Here is a 15355-nt window from a genome sequence, read left to right on the forward strand (position 1 = left end):
AGAGGCCGGCTCAGCCCCGCCGGCCCGGATTCGCTCAGGGGGTTACTCGCCCGACGGCTGCGGGATATATCCGCTGATGTCGATGCCCAACCCCTCCGCTACGCGCATGCCGTACTCGGCGTCGGCGCGGAAGAAGTTGCAGATGGCCCGCAATTGAATCTCCCGGTCGACCGATTTCAGGTCGTTCACCAGGTTTTTGATCAGGTTGTCCCGCTCCGTCTGGCTGAAAGAGCGGTAGCGTTCACCCGCCTGGGTAAAGTCATCGGTTTTTGCGATGCGCTGGCGGGTCGTGACCCCGTGCAGCGGCGCTTGGCTCTCCGCGTACTCAGGGGCCTGTTTCGGCGTTTCCGTGTAGCTGTTCGGCTCGTAGTTGATCCGCGATGCGTCCTGCTTGATGCGCATCGCCCCGTCCCGCTGGTAGTTGCGCACCGGCGCGTACGGGCAGTTGATCGGGATCTGCAGGTAGTTGGGCCCGAGACGGTGACGTTGGGTGTCCGGATAGGAAAACAGACGGCCCTGGAGCAGTTTGTCTTCGGACGGCTCAATGCCCGGCACCAGTGCGCTGGGGGCGAAGGCGGACTGCTCCACTTCGGCAAAGTAATTCTCCGGGTTGCGGTTGAGCGTCATGGTGCCCACCTTGACGAGCGGCAGCACGTCCTCCGGCCATACCTTCGTGGGATCAAGCGGGTCAAAGGAAAACGCGTCCATGTCTTTCGGATCGAGAATTTGCACGTACAGATCCCACTGCGGAAAGTTGCCGGCTTCGATCGCCTCGTACAAATCCCGGGGCGCGTGGTTGAAGTCGCGGCCGCCGATTTCCCGCGCCTCTTCCGCCGTCAGGTTTTTGACGCCCTGCAGCGGCTTCCAGTGGTATTTCACGTATACGACCTGGCCGTGCTTGTTCACCCATTTGAAGGCGTGAACCCCGAACCCTTCCATCTGGCGGTAGTTGGCCGGCGTCCCGTAATCGGAGAACAGCCAGGTGAGCATGTGCGTGGATTCAGGACTCAGCGTCATGAAATCCCAGTAGTGGTTGGGCGTCTGAATGTTGTTGTGCGGCGCCGGCTTCAGCGAGTGCACCATGTCGGGAAACTTGATCGCGTCGCGGATAAAGAAGACGGGCAGGTGGTTGCCAACCAGGTCGTAGTTGCCTTCGGTGGTGTAGAACTTGACGGCAAAACCGCGCGGATCTCTAAGCGTCTCCGGCGACGTGCCGCCGTGAATCACCGTGGAGAAGCGGACGAACACCGGCGTTTCCGTGCCTGCTTCCTGCAAAAAGGCGGCCCGGGTGTATTTCGCCATGCTGGCCGTCGTCACAAACACGCCGTGCGCTCCCGCCCCCGGGCGTGAACGACGCGCTCCGGAATCCGTTCGCGGTCGAAGTGCGCCAGCTTCTCAATCAGATGGTAGTCTTCCAGCAGCGTCGGTCCGCGCTGGCCGGCCGTTTTCGAGTTTTGGTTGTCCGCCACCGGCGCTCCCTGATTGGTCGTCAAAACATTACGGTTCTCCATGATCGTGCCTCCCATTGATTAGAATAGCTATCATTTGAAAATCATTATCACTTTCATGCATCAACCATAACACAATAACAATTATCTTTCAATAATTATTATTAAAAAGAAATAAGTATTATCATCTGAATCATGTGCGGAGCGGCAGCGATCCGTATTTTCTCGGTCACCGGACGGGCTGTGCTATAATAACGGCGACACGAAAGTATTAGGAGAAAGCCGGGGATGCTAAGGTGGATTGGAAACCGATCCGTCAGGGACATACACCTGTCTACAAACAAATTGCCGAATGGATGGAACAGCGGATTGCCAGCGGAGAGTTTCCGCCCGGGAGCCGTCTGCCGTCCGAACGGCTGCTCGCCAAGGAGCTCCAGGTCAACCGTTCGACCGTCGTGACCGCCTACGAGGAATTGCGGGCGGCCGGCTTGGTGGAGCGGAGACAAGGCAGCGGAACCATTGTGAGCCGGGACATCTGGGGCTTGGCCCGGAATCGTACGCCCGACTGGAATCGGATGGCAGAGGCGGGGTTGTTCCGTCCCAACCTGCCTCTGATCCGCCAGATACGCCGCGACACGCAGGACAGCGACATGCTTGACCTGGCGAGCGGCGAATTGTCTCCCGAACTGGTCCCGCACGAGCAGTTTCGGCAGCTGCTGGCCGCGGGCGACTTCCCCTGTCACTTTGGCTACGAACATCCGCAAGGAAATCCGCAGCTGCGTGACACGCTGGTTGCCCACATGAAGACGTGGAAGGGCATCGATGCCGCTCCCTCGTCCATTCTGGTGACGGCAGGCGCCCAACAGGCCCTGCATCTCGTGGTTCAGTGCCTGCTCCAGCCGGGCGACGCCGTGGCGATCGAAGACCCGTCGTACTGCTACTCGCTGCCGCTGTTCCGGTCGGCGGGCGTGCGGCTTTTTCCGCTCCCCGTGGACAGCGAAGGCATCGATCCGGACGAACTGCTGGCGCTGCACGGCAAGCATCGGATCAAAATGGTCTTTCTCAACCCCAACTTTCAGAATCCGACGGGAACGTTCCTCTCCCTGCCCCGGCGGAAACGGCTGTTGGAGATTTCGGCTGAACACGGAATTCCCATCGTGGAGGACGACCCGTACAGCCTGACCGCCTTTTCGGGCGAACATGTTCCTACGTTGAAGTCCCTGGATCGACACGGCACCGTGCTGTACATCAGCTCGCTGACCAAGATTGTCGCCTCCGGGTTGAGGATCGGATGGGTTGTCGGGCCCCGAACGGTCATTGAGCGGCTGGCCGACGCCAAGCAGCAGATCGATTTTGGGCACAGCATTTTTCCCCAGTGGTTGGCGAACCGCTTTTTGTCCTCGGAGTGGTTTCCCGCCCATCTGGACATGCTGCGCAGGGAGCTGGCCGGCCGCAGCGAGCGGCTTGTTTGTTCGCTTCGCGAGTCGTTTGGCGGCAGCGCAGAGTTTGTGCCGCCCGCAGGAGGAATTCATTTATGGTGCCGGTTGACGGGCGAGTGGAGCGAGAACCGGATGCTGGCCGAATCGGTCAAGCGCGGCGTCATCTTTGTCCCGGGCATGGTCTTCGGATCAAAAAAAGGGTTCGTCCGCTTCACCTTCGGACGCCCCCCAAAAGAGCGGATTCAGGACGCGATCAGCCGCCTGGCGGAGGCGTATCGCTCCGTTTGTCGCCAATGACCGCCCGCCGCTTTTTTTCCCCAGGGTCACGGCACCCGCGGAACGACAGTCGTTCAAGTGGATGGGCAAAAAAGTGGGCAAGTGGATGGTCCATTTCGGCGAACAACGGGATATGATCGTGTGGGACAAGCATGTGGCCCCATGTGTTCAGCTCCTCGCTGGCGCATGGCAAAGACCGAAAGGAGTGTACCGATGTGAGCATTTATCCCTTTATCATAGCCGTCCTCGTTCTATCCTTCATCGGACTTGTCAGTACCATCCTGATTGGCCGAAATCCGGAAGAAAAGACGAGAAGAAGTTTTGCCAGACGGTCGAAAAACCTGCTTTCGATCTATCTGTCCCTCACGCTCGTTTTGTTGATTGCCTTTTTCATATTTTTATCCCGACAATAAGACATGCGCAAAAAGACGCCAGCTGCTCCCGCGGGAGCAACGGCGTCTTGTACGTCTGCTGGACTGTCTGTCGAGGCGCAACCGGCTGGCGACTGTTGCTCCTCCTCGCTGCCGGCCGGGGCCAGCGGTCAGCTTTGGCTGTTCTTGCGGACCACATTTGCCGCCTGCAAGCCGCGCTGGCCGTTGACGATGTCAAACGTGACCAATTCACCTTCTTCCAGATTGCGGTATCCTGTTCCGGCGATGGCCGAATAGTGGACAAACACATCGGGGCCGCCTTCCCGTTCGATAAAGCCGTACCCTTTTTCCTTGCTGAACCATTTCACTTTCCCTTCAATCATTGCCCTTCCTCCCTGTGTCAGTGCAGCTCGCTGGCTTATCACATCATATGCGGATGCATGGGAAAGTGGAAACGCAGCACGAAAGAAAGAATGTCGTACGAAGGAAACGTTCAATCTAATTTTTTGATATCTTTTTGCTATTCGTTTGATTTTACCAGTAGATTTTAAAGCGCTTTCATGTTAGACTATTCATCGTCACAATATGTTCAATATTGATAAAATTGTAAAGGGGAATAAAACGCACATGGATATGCAACTAGTCGCTTCCATTACCGCCTATATGGTCGGCATGCTGCTGATCGGGTACTACGCGTACAAGCGCACATCCAATCTCACTGACTACATGTTGGGCGGCCGGACGCTCGGGCCGGCTGTGACGGCGCTCAGTGCAGGAGCATCCGACATGAGCGGCTGGCTGATGATGGGCTTGCCCGGCGCGATGTTTGCCCAAGGGATCAGCGCCTCGTGGATTGCCATCGGCCTGACGCTCGGGGCGTACGCCAACTGGTTGTACGTGGCGCCGCGTTTGCGCACCTATACGGAGGTAGCCAACAACTCCATCACCATTCCAGCGTTTTTGGAAAACCGCTTTGGCGACGGCAGCCGCATACTGCGCCTGGTATCCGGCCTAGTCATCATGATTTTCTTTACGTTTTACGTCTCCTCCGGGATCGTATCCGGCGGCGTGCTGTTCGAAAACACGTTTGGCCTCGACTACCACACCGGGCTGTGGATCGTAGCCGGCGTCACCATCGCTTACACGCTGTTCGGCGGTTTTCTCGCCGTGAGCTGGACCGACTTTGTGCAGGGATTGATCATGTTCATCGCGCTGATCATGGTGCCTGTGGTCACCATTATGACCGTCGGCGGAATCGGGCCAACCTTTACGGAAATCCATGCCGTTGACCCCGCCCTGCTCGACATTTTCAAAGGCACCAGCCTGATGGGCATCATCTCGCTGTTTGCCTGGGGGCTTGGCTACTTCGGCCAACCGCACATCATCGTCCGCTTCATGGCCATCTCCTCCGTCAAGGAGATGAAAAAAGCGCGCCGCATCGGCATGGGCTGGATGATCTTCTCCGTCGTTGGTGCAATGCTGACCGGTTTGATCGGCATCGCCTTGTACTCCAAACAGGGCTGGACGATTGCCGATCCGGAGACGATCTTTATCGAACTGGGTAAAATCCTGTTCCACCCGCTGATTACCGGCTTCCTGCTGGCAGCCATTCTTGCAGCGATCATGAGTACGATTTCTTCCCAACTGCTTGTCACTTCCAGCTCGCTGACTGAAGACGTCTACAAGACCTTCTTCCGTCGCTCGGCTACGGACAAGGAGTTGGTCACGATCGGCCGCCTGTCCGTCCTGCTGGTGTCGCTGATCGCCTTGGCGCTTGCCTACAGCAAGAACGACACGATCCTGAGTCTGGTCGGTTACGCCTGGGCCGGGTTTGGCGCATCGTTTGGACCGGTCGTGCTGCTTAGCCTCTACTGGAAACGGATGAACAAATGGGGCGCGCTCGCCGGGATGGTTGCCGGTGCCGCTACCGTCATCATCTGGACCCAATTTGACGTGCTGAAGAATTTCCTCTACGAAATGGTGCCGGGCTTTGCCGCCAGCTTGCTGGCCATCGTGGTCGTCAGCCTGCTGACGCAAAAGCCGTCGCAGCAGCTCCAGGAGCAATTTGACCGATACGAGCGTTTGAGCAAGCAGTAAGCAACTTGCTTGATTACCGCTCCCACTCTATTCACTGGCAGACCGTCAATGCAACCTGTATTGGCGGTCTGCTTATTTTTGCACACGAATATCTGCCCGAACCTTTCCTTTTCAAACCGGTAACCCCTCTGCACGACAAAACCGGACACGACACGTTCAACATCGCCCAAACCACGCGGCGGCCAGCAGGCGGATGCCTTCTGAAATGTCTTCTTCCCTCATGCCGCCGAAGCCGACGATAATGCGCGGCCGCTCCTGTCTGCCGCACGGCTCCTGCCAGTTGCGTCCGACCGGGTAGACACCCACTCCCGCCTCAGCGGCTATACGAATCAGCTCTTCTTCGCTGCGGTCCGTATGTACTTCCAGCAGGATGTGCAGGCCCACGGAATGGCCCAGCACGGTCACGTGCGGATGCAGGTGGTCGGCGATCGCCTGGCGCTTCCTGCGCCCAGCAGTGCCGAAGCGTGTATCGCTGCATCAAACGCTTCCGCCCATGCACACCAAAAAAAGCGGCCCGGTGACAGGCCGCTTTTGGCGTCATGTTACATTGCTCCTCGTCTCGCCGGTGCCGCTTACTCCAGCTCGGAAGCCACGCGCTGCAGCTTGCCGGACAGTTCGTCCAAATCCAGCGTCATGTCCAGTGCGGCAAACACGCCGGTAAAGTACGACTCCACCTGCTCCGCCGCACGGTTCCGCTCGTCCGCTGTCACGGCCGCAAACAGGGTGGAAAACTGTTCACCCAACTGCTCACTGCCGGCCGCGACGTAGGCGGCGACGGGTTCCTGCAGCAGTTTTTCCAGTTGGTCGCGCAGTTTGGTCTTGCCGTCCTGTTCAAAAAAGTCCTTGGTGTTTTTGAACAGGGAAAGCGCCGGGTGCAGGGCTGCCGCATCCACCGGAAGCTCTTCAGCAAACGGCAGCGTCTCCGTCTGGCGCGGCTGGAACGGAGCCAGCGTCAGCCCGGCGGCGTGCCGCTGTACGTCGCGCTGCCACTGCTCCACCAGGGAGACTCCCAGTCTGTTTACAAACTTCTCCAGGCGCAGCGTCGTGGCCCTCAACTCCTGAGCCAGGTCGTAGCTGATCGACCGCAGCAGGTCACTCAGACAGCCTTGCAGCGCCTGCTTCATGTTCCGGCCGTCTTCTTTCAGCACAGCCGGGTTAAACGCGGCATTGAACAGTTCGTTGAACCGGAAGAAGAGGCGCTGTTTTACATAGTACAGCAGTTCCTCCTGCTCCTTGGCCAGATCCCGTTCGGCCGACGCAGTAGACAGCTCGGCCACCGCTGCGAGCGCCGCCCGCTTCGCCTCTTCGGCGGCCTGGCGGCGTGCGATCCGTTCGCTTTCGTCCGCCTGGGCCATCCGGATGAACTCGGCCAGCATGTCGTGTGCCCGGCGGATTTCTCCCATCGCCGCCGTAACAGCAATGCTCGTCAGTTCTTCCAGGGTAAAGCGGAGGAAATCCCGTTCAAACCCTGCCATGCCGGACAGCTCAAATGCCTGTTCCGCCGCTGGCAGCGGTTCGCCTTCCGCCGTGCCGGTGCGCTGGCGGTACACTTTTTCCGCCGAGGCCGACAGCTTGCCTGCCGCGTGCATCCTGGCCAGCAATGCCGTCTGGCTGGAGACAGGATAGATCCGCGGATGGCGGATGCCGCAGGCGAGCAGGTTTTTCTCCACGTGCGCGACCACTCCGTCCAGCTCTTCCTTGGAGGAGGCGAGGTCGGCAGCGTTGACGATGAAGAACATTTTGTCCATCTCAAAGGTGTCCTTCACGCGGCCCATCTGCAGCAGAAATTCCCGGTCCGCCTGGGAAAAGGCGTGGTTGTAGTAGGTGACGAACAACACCGCGTCGGCGTTTTTCATGTACTCGAAGGCGACCCCGGTATGGCGGGCGTTGATCGAGTCCGCTCCCGGCGTATCGACCAGCACGATCCCTTGCTCGGTCAGGGGACACGCGTAAAAGAGCTCGATGTACTCGGCAAAGCAGGCTTTCTCCTCTTTGGCCACAAAGCCTTTGAACGCCTGCATGTCGACGATCAGCTCGCCCCCCAGATGGGGAGTCATGTCGCTGAGCCCCTTGGTCACCGCTTTCAAAAAGGTGAAATGCGGTTTCGCAGTCGGCGGAATGTGCGCCACGTCGATCTTGTCCAGTTCGGCCAGAGCCTGCTCCAGCCCGTCAGCCGACAGGCCAAAGACGGCAAGTGAGCGCAGCACGTCCTGCTCCACCGCTTCCCGGCTCTTCAGGACCACTCGCACCGTCCCGTGCGGATGGCTCTCGGTCGGCGGCATGATTTTGTTGATCGCCGCCGTCGTCGGATTGGGGGACACCGGCAGTACCAAATCCCCCATCAGCGCGTTGGCAAACGACGACTTGCCGGCGCTGAACGCTCCGAACAACGCGACCGTAAAGCGGTTGGCAGTCAGACGGTCGGCACGCTCCCGCATTGCCTCGGCCTGCGCCTGCATTCCCGGCACCGTCGCAATTTCATCGCTTGCCCGCCGCAAGCGCTCCGCTGCAGCAATCAGTTTCTCTCTCAGTTGGTTCATTGTCTCCGTTACGCTCCTTCACGCAAAATCGCTCGCAGCCGCTCTTTGACCGCCCGCTCGTTTTCTGCCAGCGCAGCCAGCCCGGCGTGAATCTCCGCCAGTTCACGCAGTGCGCCCAGCCGCCCATTCAGCGCTTCGGCCTCCGCTTCTGCCTCTTTACGCAGCCGCGCCGTCACCTGTTCGATGAACGCCAGTCCTGCACGGTGGTACTCCGCCTTGATCGCGTTGGAAATATCGGAACAGTAGTTCATCACGTATTCGCGCGTGCCTGCTCCCTCCTTCACAAGGGCGGCGAGAAATTCAGCCGTCACCTCGATCCGCGTGGCGTGCACGGCGGCGTGGTAGGCTTCGTCGCGGATGCCGTACGCCTCGGGCAGCTTGCTCACCAGATCCTTGAAATGGAAGTCGAGATTGCCGGCCACCTTTTCGCGGATATCAGCCAAGAGGGCGTCCAGCCGCTTGGCCCGTTCCTCCTCCGTTTTTCTGGCGGCAAAGAACAGGCCCACCTTGAATCCCGGCTTGCGGCTTTCCAGATAGCGCTCCGCCGCTTCGTTGGTGCTGTAATACGTCAGCCGCGCGTTGTCAAGCAGGGCGGACAGCTCTTTTTCCATCTGCTTGCGCGCCTCCTCGGCCCGGTTGGCCAGCGCAGACTGCTGCGCTTCCGCCTCCCGGAGCGCCGCTTCCGCCTGGGCGGCATCGCTCTTGTCCACGCCGTCCACCGCCAGTGCCTCCAGTCTGCTCTCCAGCGCTTCGCGGGCCGCTGCGTTGCGCTGGGCGATCCCTTTCACGTGCTCGTCGATCAGGTGCTCCGCCGAGTGGACGACGCTCTCCCCAATCAGCCTCTCCCGCTCACCGATCAGCGCCAGCAGCTTCTCCCGAAACGCCTCGTACTGGTTTTCCGGGTGATCCGGCTCCGCCAGCGACGTGTAGAAAATGCCGTCCGGCTTGATGTTCCACGTGGCGAACGCCTCTTCCACGCTCTCCTTGTAACTGTCAAAATCAAGCTCAAAGTCGATGTGCTTGTCAATCATGTTGACGACCAGGTAGACCGGTTTTCCGCGGTCTTTCAGCGCTTTGGTAAAATTGAAGTTCTCCTCCGCCTGCACGTGGTTGTAGTCCATCATGTAGACGACCACGTCCGCCAGGTGAAGCGCCGATTCGGTCGCGATCTTGTGGGCGGCGTCGGTGGAATCGATCCCCGGCGTATCCAGAAGACTGGAACGCTCGTCCAGGAACGTCCCCGGATAGGAGACTTCCACCCATTCCACGGTGTCCCCATCCACGGCAAACTGCTTCAGCTTTTCCATTTCGGTGTCAGGGTCAAAGGTCAGTACGCCGCTGTTGCGCGTATAGACGCGAGCAGCCTTTTCCCCGCCGCGGATTTTGACCACGTTGGCGCTGGTGGGAATCGGATTGGACGGCAGCAGATTGACGCCCAACAGCGTATTGATCATCGTCGATTTGCCGGCGGAAAAGTGGCCGCAAAATGCGATGTTCAGCTCTGCCTGCCGCGTCTTCTCGGCAAGCTGCGCCATTTTCCCCGGCGTCGTGCCGTCTTTCGCCTCTTCCATCATCGATCCGATCTGTTCCAGTGTATCAGCAAGGCGGGCAAAATCCGTTGCCCGCTCCATTACCTGTGTGTCAGGCACCCCTATCATCCTCTCGTCTTTCTTCCTCTCCACTCTCCTATTCTACCATGCCGAATGTACCACACCTCCCCTCGTTCTTCAATTCTTTTGCGCGAATGCGGTATTGGAACTTACATGCAGGGGCAAACCGGCACCGCAGAAGCGGCAGCGTTCGCATAATTCCGCTCACTTCCGGAAAAAATCGCACTAACAGGCTTGTGTTTCCACGACAGGAGGGACCTCCAGGTGTATCGCAAAAATAAGAGGCCGACAAAAACAATGGCTTCGCAGTTGAAGCGACGCCCGCAGCAGACGCCCGACCTGTCCACCCCGCTCTACCCCCGTCTTGAGGAAAACCTGACGGCCATCAAGCAGACGTTGGGTAACCCGCAAGATCTGATCGTCCGGACATTTTCGATCGACAATACCTCGCTGACGTGCGCCGTGGTTTGCTTCGACGGACTGGTGGACTCTGATCTCATCAATGACAAAGTCGTCAAGCACATCCAGCTGACACTGCCGGCATCGGGCAAGAAGCTCCCTCCGCCGGGCGAAGAGATGCTGACGTTCCTGTTGAGAGAAGTGCTGTCTACCATCGAGGTCAAACTGGAATCAACATTTGAAGCCATGTATGACCGGGTACTCGCAGGAGATACCGCCCTGTTTGTTGACGGCACAGCCCAAACCATCGTGATCGACAGCCGAGGCTGGCAGACCCGCACTATCGACGAGCCGGTGTCGGAAGGGCTGGTGCGGGGCCCACGGGAAGGGTTTACCGAGAACATCCGGGACAATACGATGCTCGTCCGGCGGCGGGTCAGGGACGTCCAGCTCCGCTTTGATACCATGAACGTGGGACGGCGCAGCAAGACCGATTTGATCATCGCCTACATGCAGGACATCGCCAATCCCGCGCTCGTGCAAGAGGTGAAACGGCGGCTGGCCACCATCGACGTTGATGAGGTGGAAGAATCTGGATTTATTGAACAGTGGATCGAAGACGACTTTCTTTCGCCGTTCCCGCAATGCCAGGTGACCGAGCGGCCGGACAAGGTGGCTTCCGCGCTGTTTCAAGGCAGGGTGGCCATCTTGCTGGACGGTACCCCGATGGGCCTGATCGTGCCGGTTACCTTCAGCATGCTGCTTCATTCGCCGGAAGACTTTTACGAGCGCTGGATTGTCGGAACGCTGGCCCGACTGCTTCGCTACGTCGCCGCGTTTCTGGCGGTCTTTTCTCCAGCGTTGTACGTCGCGCTCGTCACCTATCATCCCGGACTGATCCCATCCGACCTGGCCTTCTCTATCGCAGCGACGAGAGAAGGCGTTCCGTTTCCGGCGTTTGTCGAAGCGCTGCTGATGGTGGCGACGATGGAGCTGCTTCAGGAGGCGGGGCTGCGCCTGCCGAAACCAATCGGTCAGACGGTGGGGATCGTCGGCGGTTTGGTGATCGGCGAATCGGCCGTATCAGCCGGACTCGTCAGCCCGGTCATGGTCATCGTCGTCGCCCTGACGGCGATCGCCTCGTTTGCCATCCCGGCGTACAACCTGGCGCTGACGTTTCGCATGATCCGCTTTGTTGTGATGTTTGCCGCCGCTATCTTCGGCCTGTACGGAGTCGTGCTCATGTTTGTCGCCATCTTTATTCACCTGGCCAATCTGACGAGCCTGGGTGTGCCGTACCTGACGCCGTTTGCGCCGCAACTGCTGAACGACTGGAAGGATCTGTTGCTGCGTGCTCCCGTGACGTTTATGCGAAAACGGCCGGAGACCGGGCAGCCAAAAGACCACATTCGCATGAAGACAGGGGATGCGCCATGAACAACGTTCCCTATGCGGATCAAAAAATCCGCACCAGAGAGATGGTGATCATCATCGCCAATGCCGTGATCGGTGTAGGCATCCTCACTTTTCCCCGTTCGATTGCGAAGGAGACCGATGCGTTTGACGGATGGATTTCTGTCCTCATCGGCGGCGCTGCCGTCTGTCTCATCGGCTGGCTGTTGGGCAAGCTGGCCAGCCGCTTTCCCACCCGTACCTATTTCGATTACGTGGCGCTGATCGTCGGCCGGCCGTTCGCGTATCTGCTCACTCTGCTCTTTGGTGTGTACAGCATATTGATGGTCTCCTTTGAAGTCCGGGCTGTCGGCAATATCGCCAAGCAGTACCTGTTCACGAACACGCCGGTGGAGATGATCACGCTGGCCTTTTTGCTGATCGTCCAGTATGCCGTGGCAGGATCGCGCATGGCGCTGCTGCGTCTCAATCTCATCTTTCTGCCGATCGTGCTGCTGGTCATTCTCATGGTCCAGATGTACACGCTGCGCTTTTTGGAATGGGAAAACGTCCGGCCGTTCTTCTCTACCGACTGGACGACCCTGCTCAAAGGTGCGAAAGGAGTGACCCTGTCCATGTCCGGCCCGGAAATCGTGCTTTTTTACACGCTCCTGATGAAACGTCCGCAGGATGCCCCCAAGTCAGTCATCCTGGGACTGGCGATTCCTGTCCTGCTGTACATGACCATTTACATGGTGATCATCGGTGTCTTTTCAGCGGCGGTGGCCAGAAATCTGACCTTTCCCACCATCGAGCTGGCAAAAGGTGTCGAGGTGCCCGGCGGGTTTATCGAGCGGGTCGAATCCCTCTTTTTCACCATCTGGATCATGACCATCTTTAACACCTGCACCATCTGGTTTGATCTGACCATAACTGCGCTGCGGTCCGTATTTACCCGGTTTTCAAAATTTGCGTGGATTCTCATCCTCTCGCCGATTATCTACCTGATTGCGATGCAGCCGCAAAACCAGGTCGAGTTTCTTACCTTTGGCGACAGGCTCAGCTACATCGGTGTGGTGATCGCCTATGCCATTCCGCTCCTGCTGCTGACGATCGCCAAACTGCGGGGGGTGAAGGAGAATGATTGACCGCCGATTCGTTCGCACTGCCTTGATCGGTCTGTGCGCATTCCTGACAGCCGGGTGTTGGGATCAGCTGCCCATCGAAGAGCGCGGTTTTGTCATCGGCGTGGCGATTGACTTCCCCCGCTCCTCAGCCGCAGAAGAAGCAGCAGAAAAGGAAGCGCCAGACAGGCCGGAGGGACGATGGCGGTTTTTGGTCACCCACCAGTTTGTGGTGCCGGGCGGACTGGTTTCCGGTTCGCAGCAAAGAGGCGTCCAGGGCAGTGCCAACGAGGCGTTTTTGAACCTCGCATCAGAAGGGGATTCCCTGCTGGAGATTTCCAGTGAGCTGGCGACGCGGAGCAGCCGGTTTCCGTTTTACCAGCACCTGAAAGTGCTGATCATCTCCGAAGAGGTGGCCAAGGCCAATCACGCCTTTGCCGACGCGCTCGACTTTTTCCTGCGCGATCCGGAACTGCGCCGTAGCAGCAAGGTGATGATCGCCAAGGGGGACGCCAGGCCCGTCCTGGAAATCTCCCCTATTAACGAGAAACTGCCGGCCATGTACATCAACGCCGTGGCCGAAAACATCCAAAAAAACGCGCGGATATTGCCGGAAATATGGTTGGGTGAATGCCACGAAAATCTGATGAACGAGCACAGCTTTGTGCTTCCCCGCATTACCTCAAACGAAAAGGAAGTGAAAGTGGCCGGCGCGGCCGTGTTTAATGGAAAATCAAACCGCATGGTCGGTTTTTTGGGCGAAGAAGAAACGGAAGGCTTGAACTTCCTCACCGACCGCGTTAAGGGGGGCATGCTGAAGGCAGTGCTCGATCGCGAACTGGTGACATTTAACATTGAGTCGGCCAGCCGGAAAATCAAGGCGGATACCCGGCACAAGGAGCGGATGCGATTCGTCTACACCATCACGTGTGAAGGCGTGATCGACGAGACGTTCAAGCCAATGAATTACCTGAGCAAAGATGCGTTAAAAACGCTGCAGGATCACCTGGCCAAAGAGATCGAGCGAATGGCCCGCGACACGATCAGAAAGGTGCACAAGCAGATGAAAACAGATGTGCTCGGGTTGGGCACTTACTTGAAACAGGAGCATCCCCACCTCTGGAAGCAGCTCAAACACGACTGGGACTACGGCAGAAATTACTTCGCATCGAGCGAAATCGACGTCAAGGCAACCGTGTACATCCGCAATGTGGGCGAGATCAATACAACGGAAACCCGCAGCAGGAACGAAGTACGTTAAGGCGGTGTGGCCATGTTGAACAAGCTATTCGGCATTCTTCCCCCGTTTATGACATGTGCCGGGGCGGTGCTGTCTGTGCTGATTCCGTGGAGCCTCCACATCATGTTCCGCAAGCTGCGCGAGCACGGCGATCCGCCATGGAAATGCGACAAGCGGGAATGAGCGCAAAAACATTCGCATGAAGACAGGGGATTCGCCATGAACAACGTTTCCTATGTGGATCAAAAAATCAGTACCCGAGAGATGATCTTCATCATCGCCAATTACGTGATCGCCGTAGGCATCCTCACCTTTCCCCGTTCGATTGCGGAGGAAACCGATTCGTTTGACGGGTGGATTTCCATCCTCATCGCCGGCACTGTCGTCTGTACCATCAGTTGGCTGTTGGGCAAGCTGGCCAGCCGCTTTCCCACCCGTCCCTTTTTCGAGTTAGTGGCGGTGATCACAGGCCGGCCGTTCGCGTATCTGCTCACTCTGCTCTTTAGCGTGCACAGCATATGGATGGCCTCCTTTGAAATCCGGGCTGTCGGCATTATCACCAAGCAGTGCCTGTTTACGAACACGCCGGTGGAGATGATCACGCTGGCCTTTCTGCTGATCGTCCAGTACGTTGCGGCTGGATCGCGCCTGGCGCTGCTGCGTCTCAATCTCATCTTTCTGCCGATCGTGCTGCTGGTCATTCTCATGGTCCAGATGTACACGCTGCGCTTTTTGGAATGGGAAAACGTCCGGCCGTTCTTCTCTACTGACTGGATGTCCCTGCTCAGCGGTGTGAAAAGATTGGGCCTTTCCATGACCGGTGGGGAATTGGTGCTGTTTTACACGATTCTGATGAAACGTCCGCAGGATGCCCCCAAATCAGTCACGCTGGGAATGGCGATTCCCATCCTGCTGTACATGACCATCTACATGATAGTCATCGGCGTCTTTTCATCGGAGGTGGTCAGAAATCTGACCTTTCCCACCATCGAGCTGGCAAAAGGTGTGGAGGTGCCCGGCGGGTTTATCGAGCGGGTCGAATCCGTCTTTTTCACCATCTGGATCATGACCATCTTTAACACCTGCAGCATCTCGTTTGATCTGGCCATAACCACGCTGCAGTCCGTGTTTACCCGGATTTCAAGATTTACGTGGATTCTCATCCTCTCGCCGATTATCTACCTGATTGCGATGATGCCGCAAAACCAGACCGAGTTTTTTACCTTTGGCGACCGGCTCGGCTATTTCGGAGTGGTGATCGCCTATGTCATCCCGCTCGTGCTGCTGGCGATCGCCAAACTGCGGGGAGTGAAGGATGGCAGCTGACCGCTGATTTGTGCGCATTGAAGCGCCAGACGGGCCGGTGGGATGGTGGCTGGACTAAAAAAGGCAGCGGGCTGCTGCCTAGCCCGCCGCCTG

The 15355-nt window shown here is 58.0% G+C and carries 11 protein-coding genes and 1 pseudogene; 7 read left to right on the forward strand and 5 right to left on the reverse strand.

Annotated elements, in window-relative coordinates:
* Positions 1–42: 42 nt before the first annotated feature.
* Positions 43–1526 (reverse strand): annotated as a pseudogene (locus IRT44_RS01360) (catalase).
* Between the two features lie 218 nt (positions 1527–1744).
* Between IRT44_RS01360 and IRT44_RS01365 the strand changes: the two are divergent.
* Positions 1745–3184 carry a MocR-like pyridoxine biosynthesis transcription factor PdxR gene (locus IRT44_RS01365; RefSeq protein WP_230077309.1) on the forward strand — a complete coding sequence of 480 codons (1440 nt, stop codon included), beginning with the start codon at positions 1745–1747 and terminating at the stop codon, positions 3182–3184.
* A gap of 520 nt (positions 3185–3704) precedes the next feature.
* Here the strand turns inward: IRT44_RS01365 and IRT44_RS01370 are convergent.
* A complete protein-coding gene (locus tag IRT44_RS01370) occupies positions 3705–3917 on the reverse strand; it encodes a cold-shock protein (protein ID WP_171565976.1) in 213 nt (70 codons plus the stop codon).
* Positions 3918–4161: 244 nt separating this feature from the next.
* Between IRT44_RS01370 and putP the strand changes: the two genes are divergently transcribed.
* Positions 4162–5631, forward strand: a complete 1470-nt coding sequence (gene putP / locus IRT44_RS01375; protein WP_230077310.1) for a sodium/proline symporter PutP — start codon at positions 4162–4164, stop codon at positions 5629–5631.
* Positions 5632–5787: 156 nt separating this feature from the next.
* On the opposite strand, the gene IRT44_RS01380 is transcribed toward putP, so the two are convergent.
* The 3 genes from IRT44_RS01380 to IRT44_RS01390 form a co-directional block, all read right to left on the reverse strand.
* Entirely contained in the window at positions 5788–6015 is a 228-nt protein-coding gene (locus IRT44_RS01380) for a hypothetical protein (protein ID WP_230077311.1), read from the reverse strand.
* 188 nt (positions 6016–6203) lie between these two features.
* Positions 6204–8171, reverse strand: coding sequence for a dynamin family protein (locus IRT44_RS01385; protein ID WP_230077312.1), 1968 nt, complete (start codon positions 8169–8171; stop codon positions 6204–6206).
* An 8-nt stretch (positions 8172–8179) separates the two neighbouring features.
* On the reverse strand, positions 8180–9829 hold the full coding sequence (locus tag IRT44_RS01390) for a dynamin family protein (RefSeq protein ID WP_171565970.1): 1650 nt from the start codon (positions 9827–9829) through the stop codon (positions 8180–8182).
* A 249-nt stretch (positions 9830–10078) separates the two neighbouring features.
* Here IRT44_RS01390 and IRT44_RS01395 point away from each other — a divergent pair, with 249 nt between their 5' ends.
* From IRT44_RS01395 to IRT44_RS01415, 5 genes are read left to right on the forward strand one after another with little or no spacing between them, the layout of a single operon-like run.
* Positions 10079–11617 carry a spore germination protein gene (locus IRT44_RS01395; RefSeq protein ID WP_171566046.1) on the forward strand — a complete coding sequence of 513 codons (1539 nt, stop codon included), beginning with the start codon at positions 10079–10081 and terminating at the stop codon, positions 11615–11617.
* Positions 11614–12720, forward strand: coding sequence for a GerAB/ArcD/ProY family transporter (locus IRT44_RS01400; protein WP_230077314.1), 1107 nt, complete (start codon positions 11614–11616; stop codon positions 12718–12720). Before IRT44_RS01395 ends, IRT44_RS01400 begins: the two co-directional genes overlap by 4 nt.
* Complete coding sequence (locus IRT44_RS01405; RefSeq protein WP_230077315.1) at positions 12713–13957, forward strand: Ger(x)C family spore germination protein; 1245 nt, start codon at positions 12713–12715, stop codon at positions 13955–13957. The genes IRT44_RS01400 and IRT44_RS01405 overlap by 8 nt, the downstream gene beginning before the upstream one ends.
* A gap of 12 nt (positions 13958–13969) precedes the next feature.
* Complete coding sequence (locus IRT44_RS01410) at positions 13970–14119, forward strand: hypothetical protein (RefSeq protein WP_171565968.1); 150 nt, start codon at positions 13970–13972, stop codon at positions 14117–14119.
* A gap of 36 nt (positions 14120–14155) precedes the next feature.
* The gene (locus tag IRT44_RS01415) at positions 14156–15262 is read left to right on the forward strand and encodes a GerAB/ArcD/ProY family transporter (RefSeq protein WP_230077316.1); all 1107 of its coding nucleotides are present in this window, start codon (positions 14156–14158) and stop codon (positions 15260–15262) included.
* Positions 15263–15355 lie beyond the last annotated feature (93 nt).

This window comes from Brevibacillus sedimenti (assembly GCF_020923495.1).
In the GTDB taxonomy this organism is placed as follows: Bacteria; Bacillota; Bacilli; order Brevibacillales; family Brevibacillaceae; genus Brevibacillus; species Brevibacillus aydinogluensis.

Coding starts and splice junctions, on each gene's coding strand:
- IRT44_RS01395 (WP_171566046.1), top strand. CDS start 10,079: ATGGCTTCGCAGTTGAAGCGACGCCCGCAGCAGACGCCCGACCTGTCC.
- IRT44_RS01390 (WP_171565970.1), bottom strand. CDS start 9,829: ATGATAGGGGTGCCTGACACACAGGTAATGGAGCGGGCAACGGATTTT.
- IRT44_RS01370 (WP_171565976.1), bottom strand. CDS start 3,917: ATGATTGAAGGGAAAGTGAAATGGTTCAGCAAGGAAAAAGGGTACGGC.
- IRT44_RS01405 (WP_230077315.1), top strand. CDS start 12,713: ATGATTGACCGCCGATTCGTTCGCACTGCCTTGATCGGTCTGTGCGCA.
- IRT44_RS01400 (WP_230077314.1), top strand. CDS start 11,614: ATGAACAACGTTCCCTATGCGGATCAAAAAATCCGCACCAGAGAGATG.
- IRT44_RS01385 (WP_230077312.1), bottom strand. CDS start 8,171: ATGAACCAACTGAGAGAGAAACTGATTGCTGCAGCGGAGCGCTTGCGG.
- IRT44_RS01410 (WP_171565968.1), top strand. CDS start 13,970: ATGTTGAACAAGCTATTCGGCATTCTTCCCCCGTTTATGACATGTGCC.
- putP (WP_230077310.1), top strand. CDS start 4,162: ATGGATATGCAACTAGTCGCTTCCATTACCGCCTATATGGTCGGCATG.
- IRT44_RS01415 (WP_230077316.1), top strand. CDS start 14,156: ATGAACAACGTTTCCTATGTGGATCAAAAAATCAGTACCCGAGAGATG.